This window comes from Psychroflexus montanilacus (assembly GCF_020164535.1).
Taxonomy (GTDB): Bacteria; Bacteroidota; Bacteroidia; order Flavobacteriales; family Flavobacteriaceae; genus Psychroflexus; species Psychroflexus montanilacus.
Genome location: NZ_JAIQZC010000003.1, coordinates 319,989 through 340,485 on the forward strand (window position 1 = coordinate 319,989; position 20,497 = coordinate 340,485).

The 20,497-nt window shown below is 37.3% G+C and carries 16 protein-coding genes; 8 read left to right on the plus strand and 8 right to left on the minus strand.

What is annotated here, in order from left to right:
- Nucleotides 1–42 precede the first annotated feature (42 nt).
- The 6 genes from LB454_RS10415 to LB454_RS10440 form a co-directional block, all read right to left on the minus strand.
- Complete coding sequence (locus LB454_RS10415) at nucleotides 43–372, minus strand: 2Fe-2S iron-sulfur cluster-binding protein (protein WP_224464724.1); 330 nt, start codon at nucleotides 370–372, stop codon at nucleotides 43–45.
- 206 nt (nucleotides 373–578) lie between these two features.
- Nucleotides 579–1,640, minus strand: a complete 1,062-nt coding sequence (locus LB454_RS10420; RefSeq protein WP_224461856.1) for an NAD(P)/FAD-dependent oxidoreductase — start codon at nucleotides 1,638–1,640, stop codon at nucleotides 579–581.
- A 37-nt stretch (nucleotides 1,641–1,677) separates the two neighbouring features.
- Nucleotides 1,678–1,932 carry a NifU family protein gene (locus LB454_RS10425; protein WP_224461910.1) on the minus strand — a complete coding sequence of 85 codons (255 nt, stop codon included), beginning with the start codon at nucleotides 1,930–1,932 and terminating at the stop codon, nucleotides 1,678–1,680.
- Nucleotides 1,933–1,937: 5 nt separating this feature from the next.
- Entirely contained in the window at nucleotides 1,938–3,077 is a 1,140-nt protein-coding gene (locus tag LB454_RS10430) for an Mrp/NBP35 family ATP-binding protein (RefSeq protein ID WP_224464608.1), read from the minus strand.
- A 137-nt stretch (nucleotides 3,078–3,214) separates the two neighbouring features.
- Entirely contained in the window at nucleotides 3,215–4,192 is a 978-nt protein-coding gene (locus LB454_RS10435) for a LuxE/PaaK family acyltransferase (protein ID WP_224464609.1), read from the minus strand.
- 82 nt (nucleotides 4,193–4,274) lie between these two features.
- Complete coding sequence (locus LB454_RS10440) at nucleotides 4,275–6,233, minus strand: T9SS type A sorting domain-containing protein (protein ID WP_224464610.1); 1,959 nt, start codon at nucleotides 6,231–6,233, stop codon at nucleotides 4,275–4,277.
- A gap of 281 nt (nucleotides 6,234–6,514) precedes the next feature.
- Here LB454_RS10440 and LB454_RS10445 point away from each other — a divergent pair, with 281 nt between their 5' ends.
- The 4 genes from LB454_RS10445 to LB454_RS10460 all read left to right on the plus strand — a co-directional run bounded on the left by LB454_RS10445 (nucleotide 6,515) and on the right by LB454_RS10460 (nucleotide 12,567).
- Nucleotides 6,515–7,795, plus strand: coding sequence for a hypothetical protein (locus LB454_RS10445; RefSeq protein WP_224464611.1), 1,281 nt, complete (start codon nucleotides 6,515–6,517; stop codon nucleotides 7,793–7,795).
- A 73-nt stretch (nucleotides 7,796–7,868) separates the two neighbouring features.
- Nucleotides 7,869–10,685 carry a TonB-dependent receptor gene (locus LB454_RS10450; protein ID WP_224464612.1) on the plus strand — a complete coding sequence of 939 codons (2,817 nt, stop codon included), beginning with the start codon at nucleotides 7,869–7,871 and terminating at the stop codon, nucleotides 10,683–10,685.
- Between the two features lie 119 nt (nucleotides 10,686–10,804).
- Nucleotides 10,805–11,491: a response regulator transcription factor gene (locus LB454_RS10455; protein WP_224464613.1), complete on the plus strand. Its 687-nt coding sequence runs from the start codon at nucleotides 10,805–10,807 to the stop codon at nucleotides 11,489–11,491.
- Entirely contained in the window at nucleotides 11,488–12,567 is a 1,080-nt protein-coding gene (locus tag LB454_RS10460; protein WP_224464614.1) for a sensor histidine kinase, read from the plus strand. The genes LB454_RS10455 and LB454_RS10460 overlap by 4 nt, the downstream gene beginning before the upstream one ends.
- On the opposite strand, the gene LB454_RS10465 is transcribed toward LB454_RS10460, so the two are convergent.
- Nucleotides 12,506–13,567: a glycosyltransferase gene (locus LB454_RS10465; RefSeq protein ID WP_224464615.1), complete on the minus strand. Its 1,062-nt coding sequence runs from the start codon at nucleotides 13,565–13,567 to the stop codon at nucleotides 12,506–12,508. The two genes, LB454_RS10460 and LB454_RS10465, sit on opposite strands and share 62 nt — an antisense overlap.
- Nucleotides 13,568–13,626: 59 nt before the next feature.
- Between LB454_RS10465 and trmB the strand changes: the two genes are divergently transcribed.
- The 4 genes from trmB to LB454_RS10485 all read left to right on the plus strand — a co-directional run bounded on the left by trmB (nucleotide 13,627) and on the right by LB454_RS10485 (nucleotide 18,894).
- Nucleotides 13,627–14,304, plus strand: coding sequence for a tRNA (guanosine(46)-N7)-methyltransferase TrmB (gene trmB / locus LB454_RS10470; RefSeq protein WP_224464616.1), 678 nt, complete (start codon nucleotides 13,627–13,629; stop codon nucleotides 14,302–14,304).
- Between the two features lie 3 nt (nucleotides 14,305–14,307).
- Nucleotides 14,308–14,931, plus strand: a complete 624-nt coding sequence (locus LB454_RS10475; protein WP_224464617.1) for a LysE family translocator — start codon at nucleotides 14,308–14,310, stop codon at nucleotides 14,929–14,931.
- A 1-nt stretch (nucleotide 14,932) separates the two neighbouring features.
- On the plus strand, nucleotides 14,933–15,262 hold the full coding sequence (locus LB454_RS10480) for an MGMT family protein (RefSeq protein WP_224464618.1): 330 nt from the start codon (nucleotides 14,933–14,935) through the stop codon (nucleotides 15,260–15,262).
- A gap of 227 nt (nucleotides 15,263–15,489) precedes the next feature.
- Entirely contained in the window at nucleotides 15,490–18,894 is a 3,405-nt protein-coding gene (locus LB454_RS10485; RefSeq protein ID WP_224464619.1) for a hypothetical protein, read from the plus strand.
- On the opposite strand, the gene LB454_RS10490 is transcribed toward LB454_RS10485, so the two are convergent.
- Nucleotides 18,891–20,423 carry a lytic transglycosylase domain-containing protein gene (locus LB454_RS10490; RefSeq protein WP_224464620.1) on the minus strand — a complete coding sequence of 511 codons (1,533 nt, stop codon included), beginning with the start codon at nucleotides 20,421–20,423 and terminating at the stop codon, nucleotides 18,891–18,893. The two genes, LB454_RS10485 and LB454_RS10490, sit on opposite strands and share 4 nt — an antisense overlap.
- Between the last annotated feature and the right edge of the window lie 74 nt (nucleotides 20,424–20,497).

Sequence of the window (20,497 nt, forward strand, 5' to 3'; positions counted from 1 at the left end):
ATAAATTATTTTGACTACCGACTACCGACTACCGACTACCGACTACTCCTCACTCGGCGCTAGCTCAACCACTAGGCCTTCCAGCTCTTCGGTAATGGGAATCTGGCAGCTTAAACGGCTATTGTCTTCGACATGAAAAGCTTCGGCTAGCATAGCTTCTTCATCGTCCTCTTTCTCACTCAGGGGCGTATCAGATTTCACATAGCATTGGCAGGAGGCACACATCGCCATGCCACCACAAATTCCTATCGTACCTTCAGGTGCAAGTTCATAAGAGCGGACCACTTCCATGAGGTTCATAGCCATATCTGTAGGAGCATCTACTTTGTGAGCAGTGCCGTCCCGATCTATAATTGTAATTTTTACATCCATTGTTGTAACGATATTCGAAGTGGCAAAACTATTTAATCTAAAGGGATTTTCAACTGACCTCAATCAGTTTTAAATGAAGTTTAGACCGCTTCGCTTTTAGAACATAGAACATAGATCGCTTTGCTTTAAAAGCAAAAAATAAATTTTAACCAATTGAAAATCAATTCAAAATTTAAATCTAAGTGCAATAGGAAAAATCTTGTTGGTTAATCGATGCTTCTAATCACAGACTTAGGCGCTTCTTTCTTGGTGCCATCAAAACCTGCGACACCACCTACGGTAGTATATTTTAAAACGTTGCGTTTCCCAGGATGGATTTTTGCAAAAGCACTTTGGCACATCAAAGTTGCCTCGTGAAATCCACAAAGGATCAACTTCAGTTTACCGGGATAGGTGTTGACATCTCCAATGGCATAAATACCTGGAATATTGGTTTGATAATCCAACGTATTATCAACCTTAATCGCATTTTTTTCAATTTCCAATCCCCAGTCCGCGATAGGACCGAGTTTTGGAGAGAGTCCAAAAAGCGGAATAAAGTAATCTGTTTCTAAGGTAAAATCTTCTTCGGGATTATTGTTTTTGCGGATCGATACCGATTCTAAGTGATCCTCACCATTCACATCTACAATTTCGGCAGGGGTAATTAATTTGATTTTACCCATATCCTTCAGTTCCTTCACACGATCTACAGATTCCAGCGCACCTCTAAATTCATTTCTTCTGTGCACCAAAGTCACTTCAGAAGCCACATCGGCCAAATAGATGCTCCAGTCCAAAGCAGAATCTCCACCGCCTGCAATCACCACCGATTTGTCTCTAAACTGCTCAGGATCCTTTACCATGTAGTGAATACCCTTGTTCTCAAACTTGGAAATGTTATTAATAGGTGGTTTTCTAGGTTCGAAACTTCCAAGACCACCAGCTATAGCCACGATAGGGGCGTGGTGTTTGGTGCCTTCATCTGTAGTGACAATAAAACTCCCGTCCTCTTGTCTCTCGATATCTTTTGCTCGTTCACCAAGCGTAAACCCAGGTTGAAAAGATTTGATCTGTTCCATCAAGTTATCAACCAACTGCCCAGCTTTTACTTCTGGAAAACCGGGAATATCGTAGATAGGTTTTTTAGGGTATAATTCTGAAAGTTGCCCACCTGGTTGAGGTAAGGCATCTATGATGTGACATTTCAGTTTCAATAATCCTGCTTCAAATACAGTAAAAAGTCCTGTAGGTCCTGCTCCAATAATGAGAATATCTGTTTTGATCATATCAAAATCAACTATTTAATTTTAAAAATTCAACTTTTTAAGCCAACTGATCGGCTTTTACATTTACGACCTCTTTTATCTGAGGGGCATGTTTTTTTATCGTCATTTCTACACCAGATTTCAATGTCATTTGATTTACGGTGCAATCCACACAAGTTCCCATCAATTGAACTTTTACAAGAGAATCATCTTCAATAGAAAGCAGCTCAATATCTCCGCCATCACTTTTCAAAAAAGGACGGATTTCGTCCAATGCTGTTTCTATAGTTCTTCTTAATTCTTGACCAGTCATCATAATTATTTCTTTTTAACGGCGCTACATCCAGCCATAGTTGTAATTTTAATAGCTTCTGTAGGCGGTAAGGTTTTATTTCTATTCACTACTTGTTGCACAGTGTTACGCGTCAATTCTGCAAAGGATTCACTAAGAGGGGTCCCTTCTTGCAGAGCAGCTGGCCGACCAACGTCTCCAGACTCTCTAAGACTTTGTACCAAAGGAATTTCTCCCAAAAATGGAACTCCTAAATCTTCTGCAAGGTATTTGGCTCCTTTTTCTCCAAAGATATAATACTTGTTATCAGGTAATTCTTCTGGAGTAAAATAGGCCATGTTTTCACAAATTCCAAGTACGGGTACATTAATGCTTTCTTGCTGAAACATCGACACTGCTTTTTTAGCGTCTGCCAAAGCTACATTTTGTGGGGTACTTACAATCAAAGCTCCTGTGATAGGCATAGATTGCATAATCGATAAGTGTATGTCTCCGGTTCCTGGAGGCAAATCTAGAAGCAAGAAGTCGAGTTCTCCCCAATCGGCATCAAAAATCATTTGATTGAGGGCTTTGGCGGCCATCGGACCTCTCCAGATGACAGCCTGGTCTGGTTTTGTGAAAAAACCAATAGAAAGCAATTTCACTCCATAATTTTCTATGGGTTTCATTTTTGACTTTCCGTTTTTGGTAACCGACAAAGGTTTTTCATTGGCTACATCAAACATGATTGGACCAGAAGGGCCATAAATATCGGCATCCAGTAAGCCTACTTTGAATCCTAACTTAGATAAAGTCACAGCCAAATTTGCAGTCACAGTAGATTTTCCTACACCTCCTTTACCAGAGGCTACTGCAATAATATTTTGAATGCCAGGAATTGGTTTTCCTTTGATTTCGTTAACATTTTTCTTTTCTGGAGCTTCAACGGTTATTTTGACTTCAACTTTTGCTTTGTTGTATACGTGTTCGTGGATGGCTTTCATGACATCGACTTCAGCACGTTTTTTAATATGTAATGCAGGAGTTGAAAGCTTTAAGTCCACTATAACTTCGTCACCGAAAGTAACTATGTTTTGTAGTGCTCCGCTTTCGACCATATTTTGACCTTCACCGGCTACACTTATTGTTTCTAATGCTTTTTTGATCTCTTCTTTGTTAAGTTTCATACAATAAATTCCTTCTATTAAGATTTAATCTAAATGCAAATATACAATCTAATCCTCTATTTGCTTGTTATTGAAGATGTTTTAGATGAATTCTTAGGGATAAATTAACGAGTCTAAAGCATTTTAAATGCTTAGTTTTAAAGGATAAGCAAGTTACATCCTCGAATATCACTTTGGTCGAATCTGCCAAGAATTTCAAAGGCTTGGTTATTGACCTGCTTGCCCAGATCCTGGGTAGCAATAAAGGCACAGGAATCAACATTAGCCAAATCAATGACGTTTATTCCTCCTGTTTTTCCGTTTTCTAAATAATGAAAAGGATCTTCGGTGTCTCTTATAAGTATTTTCATGTGTGGAGGACATTCAAATTTGCTTTCTCCTTTGGAATATGCCTGAGATAGAAGCTCTGTCATACCGTATTCACTATGAATATGCTTTACCCCAAAACCCTTGCTCAAGACATCATGAAGTTCTTTGCGTATCATTTCTTTGCGGCGCCCTTTCATGCCGCCAGTTTCCATGACGATGGTATTTCTTAACTGAAAGGATTTTTTCTCAACCAAATCCAACAAAGCAAAGGAAACCCCAATCAGTAAAATTTTATGACCAGATTTGTCTAGTCGGATGAGTGCTTCAGACAGTTGATCCAGTTCGTTGAGGTAAAATCCGCTTTCTTTGAAGTTGCTTTTCTGTATAAAATCATCCACCATATAAATTAATGATGAACCTTCGCGTTCCAGGTAAGAGGGTAATAATCCCAGAATGACGTAGTCCTCTATATTACCGTAGAAATATTCAAAAGCTTGAGTAAAACTTTCTTCATAGAGGGAAAGGCGTTTGACGTGATGCTGACTTTGAACTTGCCCCGTAGTTCCACTGCTTAAAAAAGTAAGTTCTGGTGAAAAGTTTCCAGTTTTGACCTCATGAGTTTTGAAAAACTGAATGGGTAAAAATGGAATATCTTTTAAGGTTTTGACCTTCTGACTTTTGATATTTAAATGACTACAGAATTCTCTATACACAGAGTTTTCTATAAACTGTTTCTGAAATAACTTCAGCGCAGTTCGTTCAAACTCCTCTTCAGAAGTGATTTTAAAAGAAATATCAGAATTCATGAGCTAAATTGAAATTCAAAAGTAATAAAAAAGCACCCTAACAGTAGGGTGCTTACGTTTTAAAAAATGAACCGATTCAGACTTACTCGATAACAATCTTTTTAGTAAGTGAGGAAGAACCCTGGTTGATTTTTACTAGATAAATTCCTGCATTCAGGCTTGAAACATTAATGTTTTTTGAAGCCTTTGAGGTCAAAACTCGCTGACCTAGCATGTTATAAAATTCAACATTTAGGACTTCGTTTGAAGAGGTTTCAAAATTAAGTACTCCATTAGATACAGGGTTTGGGTATAACTTGATTTCGTTTAAGCTAAACTCACCTGCGCTAAGTGTTGTTGTAAATGTTCCAATAGGCCATGGATTTGTAGCGGAATCTTGGGTAGTGTCATCGCTGTTTTCACCTACACCGCTAAAAGACCAGTTGCTTAATACAAAAGTACTTGCATCTGGACCAGTATTATCTACTCTGTAAGCCCATCCATCAGTATAGAGCCAGTCTTGATCACCAGCACTGTCATATTCAATTTCACCAAAAGTATCTATCACTTCACCATTTTGAAATAATTCAACGGCGTCATCACCATTGTTGTTGGCAACATTTGAAACATAATCAGAATCAAATCCAAAAAAAGCATTGAAGTTTGGTGCTTCAGAAGAAATATAAATGAATTCACCGGCAACTGCAGAAACATCAGGGAAGGTAAATTCCTGGCCGTCTGTTCCACCACCATTATTTGCGCTTCCAACGCCAAAAGTACTTAAGTCAGAAATATCTCTTATAACATAAAGTTCAATCACTTTAGGAGTTCCACCTGGTAAAGGTCCATCAAAAACGCCTGTGATTAACACATCGCTAGTCACTTCTCCAAATACGTTTCCGCTCAAATCTACTGTTTGGGTTTCAGCATTTAAGGAGCTAATTGATAATTCACCAGAATAAGAGCCTTCTGCAAGACCTTCAGCTAATCTTACAAACACTGATGAAGAAACGTTTCCACCTGTTTCAGGAATTTCAATTGAGCTCGAATAACCGCTGGTTGAATTTAAGGATACTTCAAAATTGGCAGGGGCATCTACACTTACGCTTTCTAATAGGAATTGTCCTTGTACTTCAAAGCTTTCTTCCTGTGAAGGTCCTTCGCCCAAGTCGTAGTTTAATCCAGATATTGCAATGATTTGAACATCAAGCTGAGGTGTAGCAGGTAAAACTTCACCAGTTGCCACTGAAACTTCAGTTATGCCGTCTGCACTTAAAGCTACATTGCCTTGATAATTTCCAGCATCAAGCCCTTCTTGTAATCTCACGTAAATTTCTGTAGATTCAAGGGTGCCATCAGTTTGAGGTAATGATAGCGTTTGTGTAAATGAGGCTTGAGGGGTTAATGAAATTTCAAAATCTGCTGGAGCTGTAACAGTTACATCTTCCGTTAAATTGAAGCCTTGAGCTGTGAATGAACCTTCAGCATTAATCTCATCAAAATTTCCTTCAAAGTAAAATAGACCTGATACATCATCGCTTACACTTAAGTTGGGCGTGCCTGTTCCCGAAAATCCAGTCCATGCAATGTCATCTATAATTACTTGTCTTGAAGTGATGTTTACTATTTCTATTACTACATCTCCAGAAACGTTTATGTTTTCTACAGAAAAGACTTGTTCGTCAAAATTATCAAATGGTTCAGAAGTACCAACTGAAATACCGTTTACAAGTACCTCTACTTGCCTGTTTCCCGTCCCTGTAAAACCCTTGTATAATTTCACAGAAAAATCACCTATCCCGCCTGGAATTGGTTCAGAAGTAATCTTACTGTCATCTGAAACTCTTCTTAGCATTAATGCTGGTAGAGAAATTCCAGAATTGTTTGCGTCGTTGTTACCGTTTCTTGAAGCAACATAGGACCAGGTAATATCGTCGTTACCAACGAAGCTTCCATCAGAATAACTTGCAGTTGCATTTGAGTTTGAGAAATCTTCCAAGCCTTGCGCATAGGAGAAAATCGAAATTAATGCTGTAAAAAGCATCAGAGTAATTTTTTTCATAATTATTTTATTAAAAGTTTATACAAAAATATAAGATTTATTTGATCAACTTTAAATTTTGACTAGCCTGCAAAGCAAATTAACCTTAATATAAACTTAGAATTTTATAAACCCACAGCTAAAGGTAGATACAGTCTGATCATAAATTTTAAGGTTAAGTCAACATTAATAAAATCTCAATTTATTAAACTTCATATCATCTTTTGTTAACAACTACATAACATCGAAGCTGCATTCCGCTCGTAAGTTTGCGACATCAAAAAACATTAAAATTTATTAAAATGAAAAAATTATTTTTATCTGCGGCAGTAATTGCTTCAATGTTTATGGTGTCTTGTTCAAGTGACGATGACGCTCCTATTGTAGATCCGCCAAATGAAGAGCCTGGAGATCCAGATGATCCTGAAGCTCCAGAAGATGTTGTTGTTTCTGGTTTTATAACTGAAGACACCACCTGGACAAACGATAGAATCTGGATTCTTGATGGTAAAGTTGTTGTTGATGAAGGCGCTACCCTAACAATTGACCCAGGAACAATAATTAAAGGTGAGGAAGGTACTCAAACATTAGCTTCAGCCTTAGTTATAGATACTGGTGCTAAACTCAACGCAGTAGGTAGTCCAGAAGAGCCAATTATTTTTACTTCTATTCTAGATAATATTGAAGTAGGTCAGACTAAAGGAACGAACCTTGATGTTAACGATAGATCGCTTTGGGGTGGTGTTATTGTTTTAGGTCTTGCTCCATCTTCTTTTAGAGGTGATGTAGATCAAGTTCTTATAGAAGGTCTTCCAGAAAACTCTGGATATGGACTTTATGGTGGTGATGATCCTAATGATGATTCAGGTCACCTAGAATATATATCAATTCGTCACGGTGGTGCTGAAATCGGAGAAGGTAATGAAATTAATGGTCTTACTCTTGGTGGAGTAGGTAATGGAACTATCATTAGAAATATTGAAGTTGTTGCTAACTTAGATGATGCAATCGAATGGTTTGGTGGAACTGTAGATTCTTCAAACCTTATTGTATGGGGACATGGAGATGATGGTTTAGATTTAGATCAGGCTTATTCTGGAACTATTTCTAACGCGGTGATTATCCAAACTAATGTTTCTGACCATGCTTTCGAAATAGATGGACCAGAAGGTTCTTACCAGGACAGTTATACAATTGAAAACGTAACTGTATTCAATGATAACTCTTCTGAAGAAAATGATAATACAGGAGGTAGAGAATTTGCACAATTTAGAGATGGTGCAAGAGGTTCTATGACAAACATCTTAATGTTAGACGGATTACCAACTGCTACTTTCAATATCAGAGATGACTCTGAAGCAAATTATACTGATGGTTTGTTAACATTTGAAGGTCTTGAAATAGTGCTTCCTGATGGAACAACTCTTGAAGACATTTTTACTGATGGTACTGGATCTACAACATTCACTGAAGATGCAGCAGAATTTGTAACTGTCCTTCCAGCTCCTGCTGATGCTACAATAGGTGCAGACTTAAGTGTATTTGCTTGGTCTTACACAGCTCAAGAGTCTGGTAAATTTTAAAAAAATAATATTATAAATTTAATAAAGACTCATCCCTTAATTGTGGATGAGTTTTTACTATAAAAAAAGGTTAATGAAAATAATTATATCTGGAATCTTCATATTGATATTTTCTTTTTGTTATTCTCAATCAGGGACGATTAGAGGAACAATTACTGATGGTGAATTGAATGATGTCCTCCCATTTGCAAATATTTCTGTAAAAAATACTACTAAAGGTGCAACATCAGACTTTGATGGTGATTTTGAATTGAATCTTGAAGAAGGAACCTATGATTTGGTTTTTTCATTTGTAGGTTACCAAACTAAAGAAATTACAGAAGTTTCTGTGTTACCAAATAATACTACTATTGTTAATGTAACTTTAACCTCTGCTGCTGGCAATTTGGAAGAAGTCATTGTTACTACAACAGCAAGACGAAATACAGAGCAGTCTGTTTTGAGATTGCAAAAAGAATCAGGTGTATTAATGGACGGCCTTTCCTCTGAAAGTATGCAAACTTCTGGGGCGTCAAATGTTGCTAGCGCTGTCAAAAGAGTTCCTGGAGTATCAATACAAGGCGGTAAATATGTTTATGTTAGAGGATTAGGCGATCGTTATACGAAATCACTTTTAAATGGTATAGACATACCTGGTCTGGATCCTGATAAAAACACAGTACAGATGGACATTTTTCCATCTAATTTACTTGAAAATATAGTAGTAAGTAAAACTGCTTCGGCAGATCTTACTGCTGAATTTACAGGTGGTATCGTTGACATTAATCTTAAAGATTTTTCATCAAAGGAGGAGTACCAGATAAGTATTGGCACCTCATTTAATCCAACCATGCATTTTAACAATGATTTTGTATCAGGTGAAACAAGAACTAGTGATTTTTTTGGTTTTGATGACGGCACAAGAGATTTGCCAATACCTACTGACATTGACATACCTACTGCGGTAGGAGATGGTACAAATGCTGATGGAGTAAGTGTTACAGATATTACCAGAGCTTTTAATCCAAGGCTTGGAGCAACTCGATCTACAAGTGATGCAAATGCAAATCTGAGTCTTTCTACAGCAAATCAATTTAATCTTGAGAATGATTCTAAAATCGGTTACCAAGCTGCATTTTCATTAAGAAATACTGTAGATTATTTTGAAGGATTTGAGCAAAATTTCTTCCTAAAGCCTAATGACCCAAGCGAAAATCAAATTATCGCAGACAGAACACAAGTAGGTGATGTAGGTATTAGAAATAACCTAATGAGTTTAATGGGTGGGCTTAGCTATCAAAAAGGTAATTCAAGATATAAACTTAATATTTTACATCTTCAAAATTCTGAAGCTAAAGCTGGCTTATTCACTGGGAGAACTCTTATCAATGATGATATTACAGTAAAGAGAGATAATATCGAATACAGCCAGCGTGGTTTAACGAACATATTATTATCAGGAAAGCATACAAATCAAGACGCATCTTGGACAACTGAATGGAAAGTTTCACCAAGTTTCACAAAGGTGGAGGACAAAGATGTAAGAGTTACACCTTTTGAAGAAACTGAAACCGGTTTTGTTATCAGACCAAGTACAGCTGGTGCACCGCAAAGAATCTGGAGGAATTTAGATGAGTTTAATATCTCAAATAAAATAGATTTCACCAACAAGCATTTGCTATTTGATAGACAAGCTAAATTCAAATTTGGTGGTGCTTTTACATTTAAGGAAAGAGATTTCTCTATTGATCAGTATTTGATTTCATTAAGGGGCGTAAATTCTTCTCCTGTTAATGGGGACCCTAATAATATTTTGCTAGAAGAGAATTTATGGACATCAGAAAATAGTGGAGGATACTCAATAAGAGGAAATTTCCAGCCTGCTAATACATTCAATTCTAAAGCTCAAATTAGAGCTGCATTCGCCATGGAAGAATTTAAAATTTCTGATAAATTAAAATCTATTATTGGACTTAGGTTTGAACAATACTTATTAAACTATACAGGTCAGAACAATCAAGGAGACCTTGTTTTAGAAGACGAGACAGTGATTGACGATCCAAGTTTTTATCCATCAGCCAATTTTATTTATGAGTATGATGATTTAACTAATTTCAGGTTATCCTACTCTAGGACAACAGCAAGACCTTCCTTCAAAGAAGCTTCTATTGCTCAAATTTTTGATCCTCTTACCAATTTAACTTTTGTAGGTAATATTGACGTTAAGCCATCCTTTATTCAAAATTTTGATGTTCGTTACGAGCGTTTTCAAGACAACGGAGGCCTGATTGCTTTGAGTGCATATTACAAAGATTTGACCGATCCCATCGAAATGGTTTCCTTTCCAACCAATCCTAATAACATAGAACCTAGAAATGTTGGGTCAGCTAGAGTTTTAGGAGCAGAGTTAGACTTAAGACAGAGATTAGATTTTATTTCTGCTTTAGAACGCTTTAGTTTTAATATGAATCTTTCCGTAATTCATTCGGAAGTTGAAATGGCTGAAAGAGAATTTGAATCAAGACGAAGTGCTGCCAGAGATGGGCAAACCATTGATGATACTAGACAATTACAAGGTCAATCTCCATTTTTAGTAAATTTGAGCTTAAATTACGATGATAAAGATAAAGGCTGGGAATCTGGTTTATTTTATAATGTTCAAGGTGAAACTTTAGAAGTAGTTGGAATTAGAGAAGTACCTGATGTTTTTACTCAGCCTTTCCACAACCTTAGCTTTCAGCTCACAAAAACTTTCGGCAAAGAAAAAAATTCTTCAGTAAATATTGGTATTAGTAACCTTTTAAACGACACAATTAGAAGTTACTACGAGTCTTTTGGCTCAGAAAGCAGAGTATTTTCAAGAAGAAAAATTGGTAGGGCTTTCTCTCTAGGTTACAGTTATAAATTTTAAATGTTTTTTGATATTAGCCAAAAGCTGCTCCAGATGGAGCAGCTTTTTTTTTGTGACTATTCTTAACTTTAAGCTAATATTCAAATCCCTAAATTTGTTTCAAACAAAACGATAAATTCATGAAAAAATCTGACATCACTATTCTTGTTGTGGATGACGATCCAGATATCTTAGAAATCTTAAGTTATAACTTAAATGCTGAAGGCTATAAAGTAGTCACGGCAGAAAACGGGTTGGAAGCCGTCAAAAAAGCAAAAAAGAAAAAGCCGCAGTTAGTGATTTTGGATGTGATGATGCCAGAGATGGACGGGATAGAAGCCTGTGAACAGATTCGTGAAACCAAAGGCCTGGAGAATACCATCATCACTTTTTTAACGGCCAGAGGAGAAGATTACTCACAAGTAGCAGGATTTGACGCTGGCGCCGATGATTACATTACCAAGCCAGTAAAACCCAAAGTCTTAATGAGCAAAGTGAAAGCCTTGTTGAGACGCTTTAAATCGGGATCATCTGAAAAGAACATCGTAGAAATAGGAGATATTATCATCAATCGGGATGAGTATAAAATTTCTAACCAAGGAACTGAGATGACCTTACCGAGAAAAGAATTTGAATTGCTATCTTTACTCACTTCAGAACCAAATAAAGTCTTCAAAAGAGATGATATTTTGAATACGGTCTGGGGAAATGAAGTGGTTGTAGGTGGGAGAACCATCGATGTCCACATTCGAAAACTGAGAGAAAAATTGGGCGATGATAAATTCAAAACCGTGAAAGGCGTCGGCTATAAGTTTGTTCATGAATGAGTAAAAAGTTTAAAAGATCTTACAAGTTTGCGCTTAAAACCTCTTCTTATATTACCTTTTTCCTTACAGGATTAGTCGCACTCTATGAATATATTCAACTAGAAGTCAATTTGACTTCTATTTTTATTTTTGCAGTGGCCTGTTTTTCGTTTTCCTTTTTTATCATTCAGTTAAGGATAGAATTTTTCATTTATAAACGTGTCAAATCCATCTACGACAGTGTGTCCATCCTCGATCAATCTACCCTGAGTGGGCAAAGAACTACATCTGACATGAAAACGCTTACCGAAGAAGTGGAGCGCTTTGCTAAAGGTAAAAAACTGGAAATCGAAACCTTAAAAGTTAGAGAAAATTATAGAAAAGAATTTATTGGTAACGTTTCTCACGAACTTAAAACTCCCTTATTTACCGTCCAAGGCTATATTCTTACCCTTTTGGATGGCGCTGTAAAAGATAAAAAAGTAAGAAAAAAATACCTGACCAGAGCGAGTAAAGGTGTTGATCGATTGATTTATATCGTGAAGGACCTCGATATGATTACCAAGCTGGAGACAGGTGACCTCAACCTGTATATCGAAACTTTTGACCTGGTTGAACTTGTGCAAAGTGTGTTTGACTTGCTGGAAATGAAGTCAGCCAAAAAAGAAATTAGTCTCAATTTCGATAAAGAATATGATCCCATTTTTGTAGAAGGCGATAAAGAACGAATCCAGCAAGTGGTTACCAACCTTATCGTAAATTCTATCAAATATGGAAAAAAAGGAGGAACTTCAGAAATCAGTTTTGAAGAAGTAAAAGGATCAAAAGTTATGCTGCGTGTCACCGACAATGGTGAAGGCATAGAGAAAGAACATATCCCGCGTCTTTTTGAAAGGTTTTTTAGAGTCGACAAAACCGGATCTCGGCGTGAAGGAGGTTCCGGACTAGGACTTTCTATTGTCAAACATATCATTGAAGCCCACAATGAGCAGGTTTTTGTAGACAGTGTTTACGGTATTGGTAGCGAATTCTCCTTTACCCTTCCAAAGACTGACGGAACTCTTCTAGAGGAAACCGACGAATCTCTTCTGAATTAAATCCAGAATACAACTCAACATTTTTTAGACTACTAGTTTGAAATTTTTCTTGAGATGCATAAGGAGCTATTTTTTTTTGTTCTAAACGTTTAGCTAAGTATTCCTGCTCACCCTGATGGGGTGTAGGCACAAAAAAGGCCTTTTTGCCCAGACTTGCCATGTCCATGACAGAAGAATAGCCAGACCTGCATATAACAAGCTTGGCGCTACAAATCAACTGATTTAGCTCTTCCGATTTTAAATGATTGTAAAACTTGAGGTGTGGTAAGTTTTCCAATTTTTCTTGCTCATAAACACCTCTAACGATCACATTATTTTTTGATTTTAAAGCTGAAAAGGATTTGATCAATTTCTGTTCAAATTGAGTTCTGAGTGGTTCCGGGCCAGAAATGACCGCCAGATAATCTATGGTTTTCTCAAGCTTTAATTGCTCAAAGCGGCTTAATACACCAATTGTTTTCACAGGTACCTTTACTCGATTGGATTGACTTAAAATTCCGCTTAGATTAGGAGAGGTAGTAGTATCTGGAACCCAGACTTCAGCAAAGCGGTTGAGTTGTTGAGCATTGAAATAGGAAGAACTGTAAGAAAACAATCCTGCTTTAAACTGAAGTTGATGACAGATAATCACAGATTTTACACCTTTGGAATACGTGCCAAATCTATGATCAGAAACTATAAGGTCTACTCCGTGCCTTTCGACGTAAGCTTCAACCAGATCCTCGTCTTTTAAAGCCCTTTTCTGAAGCCCAAAGCCTTGCAGAATCAATTTCAGATAAAAGTAAAAACCAAATGTTGAATACGTCACCTTAGTTGAATGCAATTCTAAAACATCAAGTTCTGGAAACTCGTCTTTCAGCAATTGGAGGGCATTCCCATCTGAAGCGATACTTACTTTGCAGCCTTGTTCCAGAAAATACTGAATAATAGGAATGCATCTGCTGGCATGACCCAACCCCCAATTGAGAGGAGAAACTAAAACATGAGAGGGAAAGCCCAAAATACTTGGTTTTGTGTATTGGTAAATTTAGTTAATTTTACACGAAAATTTCAGTAAAAGTGGGGAGTAAAAACAAGTTAAAGCGGTTTAAAGATAATGAGGTTTTCGATAATGTGGTTCAGCCTACTCGATCTGAAATTGTTGATGAAACATATGCTTATAAGGGCAAGTGGAAACAAGAGTTTTTCAAGAACGATAACCCATTGATTTTAGAATTGGGATGCGGTAAGGGCGAGTATACTGTCGGTTTAGCCAAGAGAAATCCAGATTCCAATTTTTTAGGGATAGATATAAAAGGCGCCAGGTTTTGGAGAGGAGCCAAAACAGCTTTGGAAGAAGATATGCCTAATGTTGGGTTCTTACGAACCCAGATTGAATTGGTGGATCAGGTTTTTGCAGAAGGTGAAGTTGATGAAATCTGGATTACATTTCCAGATCCTCAAATCAAGTGGAAGCGGACCAAGCACAGAATGACCAATCCAGATTTCCTGGATAAATACAAGAAGATATTGACCAAAGATGGTCTTATTCATTTAAAGACCGATAGTGAATTTATGCACGGGTATACCTTAGGTATATTGGAAGGATTGGGCCATGATATCATTTATGCACACCATGATATCTATGTGAACCACCAGGCTCCCGAAGAAGTGGTAGGTATCCAAACTTTTTATGAACAGCAGTACTTAGACAAGAAGAAATCTATTACTTACTTAAAGTTTAGACTTAAGCCATAACCATTGGAGGACTTACAAATTTACATTTATACGTTTTTAGCAGCTTTTGTTGGGGTTATTCCTCCTGGACTAGTCAATATGAGTGTGGCTAAAACCTGTTTAGAAAAAGGAAGGCGTAATGGCGTATTTATGGCTTTTGGTGCTTCTCTTGTCGTTTTTTTTCAGGCTTTACTAGCGGTTCTAATTTCCAAATATATCTTTTCAAATCCACAGGTGAAAAGTATGTTTTTAAAGGCGGGAGTTGGGATTTTAATCTTAATGTTCATTTATTTCTTATTATCGGCCAATCGGAAAAAAAATCAACAAAACATCAAAAGAAGAACAGGTACAAAAAGTTTTTTCACCGGGATTTTGGTGTCGGTACTCAATATTTTTCCAATTCCTTATTTTGTGCTTATTGGAACTTTGCTAAGCAATAACTTCCAAATCAAATTTACCATCTACAATGATTTGATTTTTGCTTTCAGTGCGGCAATGGGAACCTTAACGACACTTTACCTTTACGTAATTTTCATTATGAAAATAGATGGGAAGACAGAGCTTTTTAAGAAGTACTCCAATTACTTTATGGCTATGTTGATGCTTGTGCTAATTGTTGTGACCTGGATCCGACTTTATAATATGTAGTATGGCAAATTCCGACTTTTTTGAAAAAGTATATGCTATTGTAGCCCTTATCCCAGAAGGAAAAGTCACTAGCTATGGCGCAATAGCAAAAGCTATAGGAGCAGCCAGAAGTTCGAGGACAGTTGGATATGCTATGAACAATTGTGTGAAACTCGACCGTGATTTACCTGCTCACAGAGTCGTCAACCGCAATGGAGTATTGACAGGTAAGCATCATTTTCCTGGGCAGGACACAATGAAACGGCTTTTGGAGGAAGAAGGATTGGAAATTGAAGATTATCAGATAAAAAATTTTAAATCGGTCTTCTGGGAACCCTCTGTAAATGAGTAGTTTATTCTTTAATTTCCAAATTAATAAAACTTTAGCTAATATATTGTTTTGAAAACACAACTATATCTCTATATTTGTTTCAGGATGAAGTTTTTCATAATAGATTGGTTAATTAGCAAAGCCTCGGATTCATAACCGAGGCTTTGTGTTTTTATAAACTTTCCACACTTCCAATTACTTTCTTGTACGGCTATAAAATATTTTTGTAAAGCTTTAGTTTTACACACATGAGGCGCTATCTCTTATTTGTCTTTTTTTGCTGTGGAGCAAGTTCACTGTTTGCTCAGTCTGGATTGTCTACTAGAACTGTTAGTATTCAAGATACCATACAGCTAGAGCCAGTAAGTATAAGCCCTTTTCAATTCAAAGTTCAAACGACTGATAGCGTAGAAGTGAAAAGCTCACTTTTCACTATTAATTTCCCGAATGCTCAACTCATTCCTTCTTCAACCTTAAAAGAAACTGAAGATAGTTTGATTGTCACTTACTTTAAATATCCTGAATTCCTCACCAAAACCTATAAAGCTTTGGATGAAAATCTCATTCTGGATACCGGAAATCAGGCAGATAATCTTTATGAACTTCAGCAACAAAGACAGCCTAGCAATTTTGTTCCTTTCTCAGGCTTAAATACAAGTGGAAGTATTTCCAGAGCGATAAGCGTTGGTAATAACCAAAACGCAGTAGTAAGGTCAGAACTTGACTTACAGATTTCGGGTAAAATTTCCGAAAATGTCACCCTGCGGGCCTCTATACAGGATGACAATGCTCCCACTCAATCTGGAGGCTACACACAGCAACTAGACGAGTTTGATCAGATTTTTATTGAATTGGAATCCGAAAAATGGCGCATTAGGGCGGGAGACATAGATTTGATTGAAAATGAATCTTTTTTTGCCTCCTACACCAAGCGGGTGCAAGGACTTTTATTGTCTGCCGATGTGGGTAATGAAGAGCGGCAAACCGAAGTTTACGGTGCTGGTGCTTTGGTGAGAGGTGTCTTTACCAGAAGTGAATTGACAGCTCAGGAAGGAAACCAGGGACCTTATAAACTTGTGGGACAAAATGGGGAACTCTTTGTTTTGATCGTCTCTGGAAGTGAAGCTGTTTTTGTGAACGGTAGACAATTGACGCGTGGAGAAAACGAAGATTACCTTATCGATTATAATGCTGGTGAAATTATTTTTAATTCTACTTTCCCCATTACTTCTGAAATGCGAATCGTTGTGGAATATCAGGTTTCCGACAGGAATTTTTCCAGAATCGTAGCGACTACCGGGTCTAGGTTTAGATCGGAATCCCTTCAGCTAAATGGATTCCTTTACAATGAAAATGATTTAAAAAATCAGCCTTTGCAGCAGAGTTTAACTGAAGAACAGGTCAACGTGTTAGAAAATGCAGGAGATGATGAAAATGACATGTTTGCACCAAGTGCAGTTCCTGCAGAATTTTCTGAAAACCGAATTTTATACGAGAGAGAATTAAGAGATGGCAGAGACATTTTTGTATTTTCCAACGACCCCGAAGCCGAACTCTTCAATGTCCGTTTCACCAATTTAGGGCCAAACCAAGGGAATTATATCTTATCTAGCCAGGACGCGATTGCCAATATTTATGAATACGTTTCGCCAGTAGATGGAATTCCGCAGGGAAATTTTGAACCTGTCGTTCGCCTTTTTGCACCTTCAAAATTACAGATTGCAATGCTAAACGGTGTGTATTCTCCTTCAGATAAAACGACTGTTCAGTTTGAAGTTGCCGCCAGTAATAACGATGAAAATTTATTTTCAGAAATCGATCAGGGCGATAATCGAGGACTTGCAGCTCAGCTTTCTGTGAATCAGACATTATATACATCTGAAGATGAAAAAAGACTTGACGTTTTTGGAAACCTAAATTTTATAGAAGATACCTACACGAGTATCGAGCGGCTTTACAATGTTGAATTTACCAGGGACTGGAATTTATTCAATCCTACTGGAGATCAGTTGTTTTTTGATACCGGTTTCGATTATCAGAACAATCTGCAAAGCAATACACAGTACCGTTTTCAGCGTTTGGAATATACCAATGATTTTCTAGGCCAGAAGCATTCTATGAACGCCAGGCAAGTTCAGGATAAATTAAGAATCGATGCCAACGCCAGTTATCTGGACAGCGAATCTTCTTTTTTAACCTCCAAATTTGCAAGAGCAAATCTTTCCGGGATTTATGATTTTGGTAAGTTCTGGTCGGGTTTGCGCTATGAGTTGGAAGATAATCAGGAATTGAGAGTTGATACTGATGAATTTACCCCAAACACCCAGCGTTTTGCCAGCTATGAAGTCTTTTCCGGAGTTGGTGACTCTACAGATGTCTATGTAGAATTAGGCTACCGTTACCGTGAAAACGATAGTTTGCGTGCTAATAATTTGCAACGCGTTAATACCTCAAGTAACTATTTTGCAAGATCTCAGTTGGTCAATACAAAATCAACGAAACTAAGAGTGTTTGCCAATTTAAGGAACCTGAAGTTTAGCGAAGAGCAACGAGATGATGAGCAAAGCTTGAATTCCAGAGTGACTTACTCACAAAACCTTTTAGACAGGCTAGTGAATCTCAATACTACTTACGAAACCAATAGTGGAAGTATAGCTCAACAGGAGTTTACGTATCTGGAAGTAGAACCAGGGCAGGGGCAATACACCTGGATAGATTATAATGAAAATGGCGTACAGGAATTGAATGAATTTGAAATTGCTCAATTTCAAGATGAGGGTCGTTTTGTAAGGATTCTTTTACCCAATCAAATTTTTGTAAGAACCAATCAAACCAGGTTCAGCCAGCAACTCACATTGAATTTTCAAACCTGGCAGAATAAGTCTGGTCTAAAAAAAATCGCTTCCAGGTTTTATAACCAAACCTCATTATTGCTTGATAGGAAACTGAGGAAAGTTGGAAACTCTCTTAGTTTAAATCCCTTTGGTGGTAGCGGAGATGAAGTCCTGGGAGAGAACACGACTTTTAGAAATATATTGTTTTTCAATAGAAGCCTTCAAAAATTTACGACCTCCTATAATTTCACTCAGAACACCACCAAAAATTTGAGTTTACTTGGACTTCAGGAAAACTCAAATCTTTTGCATGAACTGAAATTTATACACAAGTTTCAGGAAAGCTGGTTGTTAACCTTAACCCAGGATTTGAATTCTTCAGAAAGTTTTTCGGATCAATTTGAGAATAGAAACTTTGACATAGAAGGCTTTACTATAAATCCAAAAATAACCTATTTGCTGGGAGATAAGCGTTTGGATATGTTTTATGAATTGGCCTCCAAAGAAAATCAAATCGGAGAGGCCGAAGCTCTAGACCAGCAAACTTTTGGTTTGTCTTTTACACTTAATGATGCTCAGAAATATAGCATCAATGGGGAAGTAAATTACATTCAAAATAAATTTGAAGGCAGTACGTTTTCTCCTGTTGCCTATCAAATGCTGGAAGGTTTATTGCCCAACGACAACTTCACCTGGTCACTTTTTTTACAAAAGAAAATTACAGATTTTCTGGATCTTAACCTGACCTATTTTGGCAGAAAAAGTGAAAACTTAAGCGCTATACACACTGGTAGTGTGCAGCTTAGGGCATTTTTCTAGCCTTTTGAAACTTTCAGCTTCATGCCAGGCTTTAGTTGATTGCTTTTAAGTTGGTTAAGTGATTTTAAATCTTCAATACTCAGGTCTGGGTATTTTTTGGAAATGGTCCAAAGAGAATCCCCTGGCTTTACTTTGTAAAACTCACTACTTTTACTGGAAGAGCTTTTTGTTGATGGCTGTTTTGGTTTTGATTCGGTCTGCACAACCGCATTCACATTTCTTGGATAAATGATAAGCCGTTGGCCAATTTTTAGATTGTTTCCCCTCAGATTGTTCCAGGATCTGATTTGGCTTACACCAACGCCAAATTTCTCTGCTATTCTGCCCAAATAATCTCCAGACTTGACGTAATAATTTATTTTATCGTCAGCTTTTAAATTTTTCGGAAGAGGTTCTTCAGATTTGGCAATCTGTGTTTCAGCATATCCATAGATGTTGTCTTCATTGGCCACAAAAAGGCCAGATTTTGCGTAAGGCAGACGAATGTAGTAAGACTTGTCTTTTTCAAAAGGAATGATTCCTAACTTATAGCTGGGATTGAGAAATTCCAATACCTCTTTATCTGTTTGCGTCACTTCTGCCACTTGATCCAAAGTGATGAGTTGCTTTACCTTGATAGTATCTGTGCCAAAATAAGTGGATTTCGGGCGTTCTGGCTGGAAGCCGTGTTCATCAGCATATTCGTACAAATAAAGCATAGCCTGAAATGAAGGAACATACCCAGCAGTTTCCCTCGGTAGATAGCGTCTCAATTTCCAGTAATTGGTCTCGCCTCCGCTTCTGCGAATGGCTTTTGAAACATTTCCAGGGCCAGAATTGTAGGCTGCCAATGCCAAATCCCAGTCGTTGAACATTGTATAAAGCGACTTCAGGTATTTGGCAGCAGCATCGGTAGAAGCTACTGGGTCCATACGCTCATCTACGTAACTACTTACATCCAAATCGTACATTTTCCCTGTAGAATACATAAACTGCCACAAGCCTGTTGCACCAACTCTTGATTTAGCTCTGGGATTTAATGCAGATTCTACAAGAGCAAGATATTTCATTTCCAATGGAACATCATGCTTGTCTAAAGTTGCTTCAAACATGGGGAAGTAAAATTTGCTTAAGCCCATTACGCGTTCCGTTCCTTGTTTTTCACGTTTTAGAAAATAACCTATGACGCTTTCCAGGCTTTCATTGTATTCAATATTGAAAGGTGTTTTGGCGTTCAAAATGGCTAACCTCTCTTTGAGTACCTCGGTAGAAACTTCTGTAACATGGGTTTTGGAATCCAAGCTATCTTTTATGATGGTTTCTATACGCTTGGAATAACTCTGGTCTGCCAATCGACTTCTCCATACAGAATCCAGTTCCACGGATTTTTGATAATCTTCCAAAATCAGTTCTAAAGAATCCCCTATGATTTTGTGAAACTCAACTTTATTGACCGTCCAGTTTTGGGTTAGTTTTGCAGGATTTTGAGCAGATGAAACTGTTACAAAGCCGATAAAAAGTAATGTGAATCGAAAAGCGTTTAGAGTCATAAAAGTTTAAAATTTAAGTAAATCAAATGTAGTCTGAAAAAGTGTAAGTATGGATAAAAACTTAAATCCACATT

Bases quoted from the DNA above. Each gene is read 5' to 3' on its own strand.
- LB454_RS10460 (WP_224464614.1), top strand. From the start codon at position 11,488: ATGAGTAAAAAGTTTAAAAGATCTTACAAGTTTGCGCTTAAAACCTCT.
- LB454_RS10430 (WP_224464608.1), bottom strand. From the start codon at position 3,077: ATGAAACTTAACAAAGAAGAGATCAAAAAAGCATTAGAAACAATAAGT.
- LB454_RS10445 (WP_224464611.1), top strand. From the start codon at position 6,515: ATGAAAAAATTATTTTTATCTGCGGCAGTAATTGCTTCAATGTTTATG.
- LB454_RS10425 (WP_224461910.1), bottom strand. From the start codon at position 1,932: ATGACTGGTCAAGAATTAAGAAGAACTATAGAAACAGCATTGGACGAA.
- LB454_RS10480 (WP_224464618.1), top strand. From the start codon at position 14,933: ATGGCAAATTCCGACTTTTTTGAAAAAGTATATGCTATTGTAGCCCTT.
- LB454_RS10420 (WP_224461856.1), bottom strand. From the start codon at position 1,640: ATGATCAAAACAGATATTCTCATTATTGGAGCAGGACCTACAGGACTT.
- LB454_RS10485 (WP_224464619.1), top strand. From the start codon at position 15,490: ATGAGGCGCTATCTCTTATTTGTCTTTTTTTGCTGTGGAGCAAGTTCA.
- LB454_RS10415 (WP_224464724.1), bottom strand. From the start codon at position 372: ATGGATGTAAAAATTACAATTATAGATCGGGACGGCACTGCTCACAAA.
- LB454_RS10455 (WP_224464613.1), top strand. From the start codon at position 10,805: ATGAAAAAATCTGACATCACTATTCTTGTTGTGGATGACGATCCAGAT.
- LB454_RS10435 (WP_224464609.1), bottom strand. From the start codon at position 4,192: ATGAATTCTGATATTTCTTTTAAAATCACTTCTGAAGAGGAGTTTGAA.
- LB454_RS10450 (WP_224464612.1), top strand. From the start codon at position 7,869: ATGAAAATAATTATATCTGGAATCTTCATATTGATATTTTCTTTTTGT.
- LB454_RS10490 (WP_224464620.1), bottom strand. From the start codon at position 20,423: ATGACTCTAAACGCTTTTCGATTCACATTACTTTTTATCGGCTTTGTA.
- LB454_RS10440 (WP_224464610.1), bottom strand. From the start codon at position 6,233: ATGAAAAAAATTACTCTGATGCTTTTTACAGCATTAATTTCGATTTTC.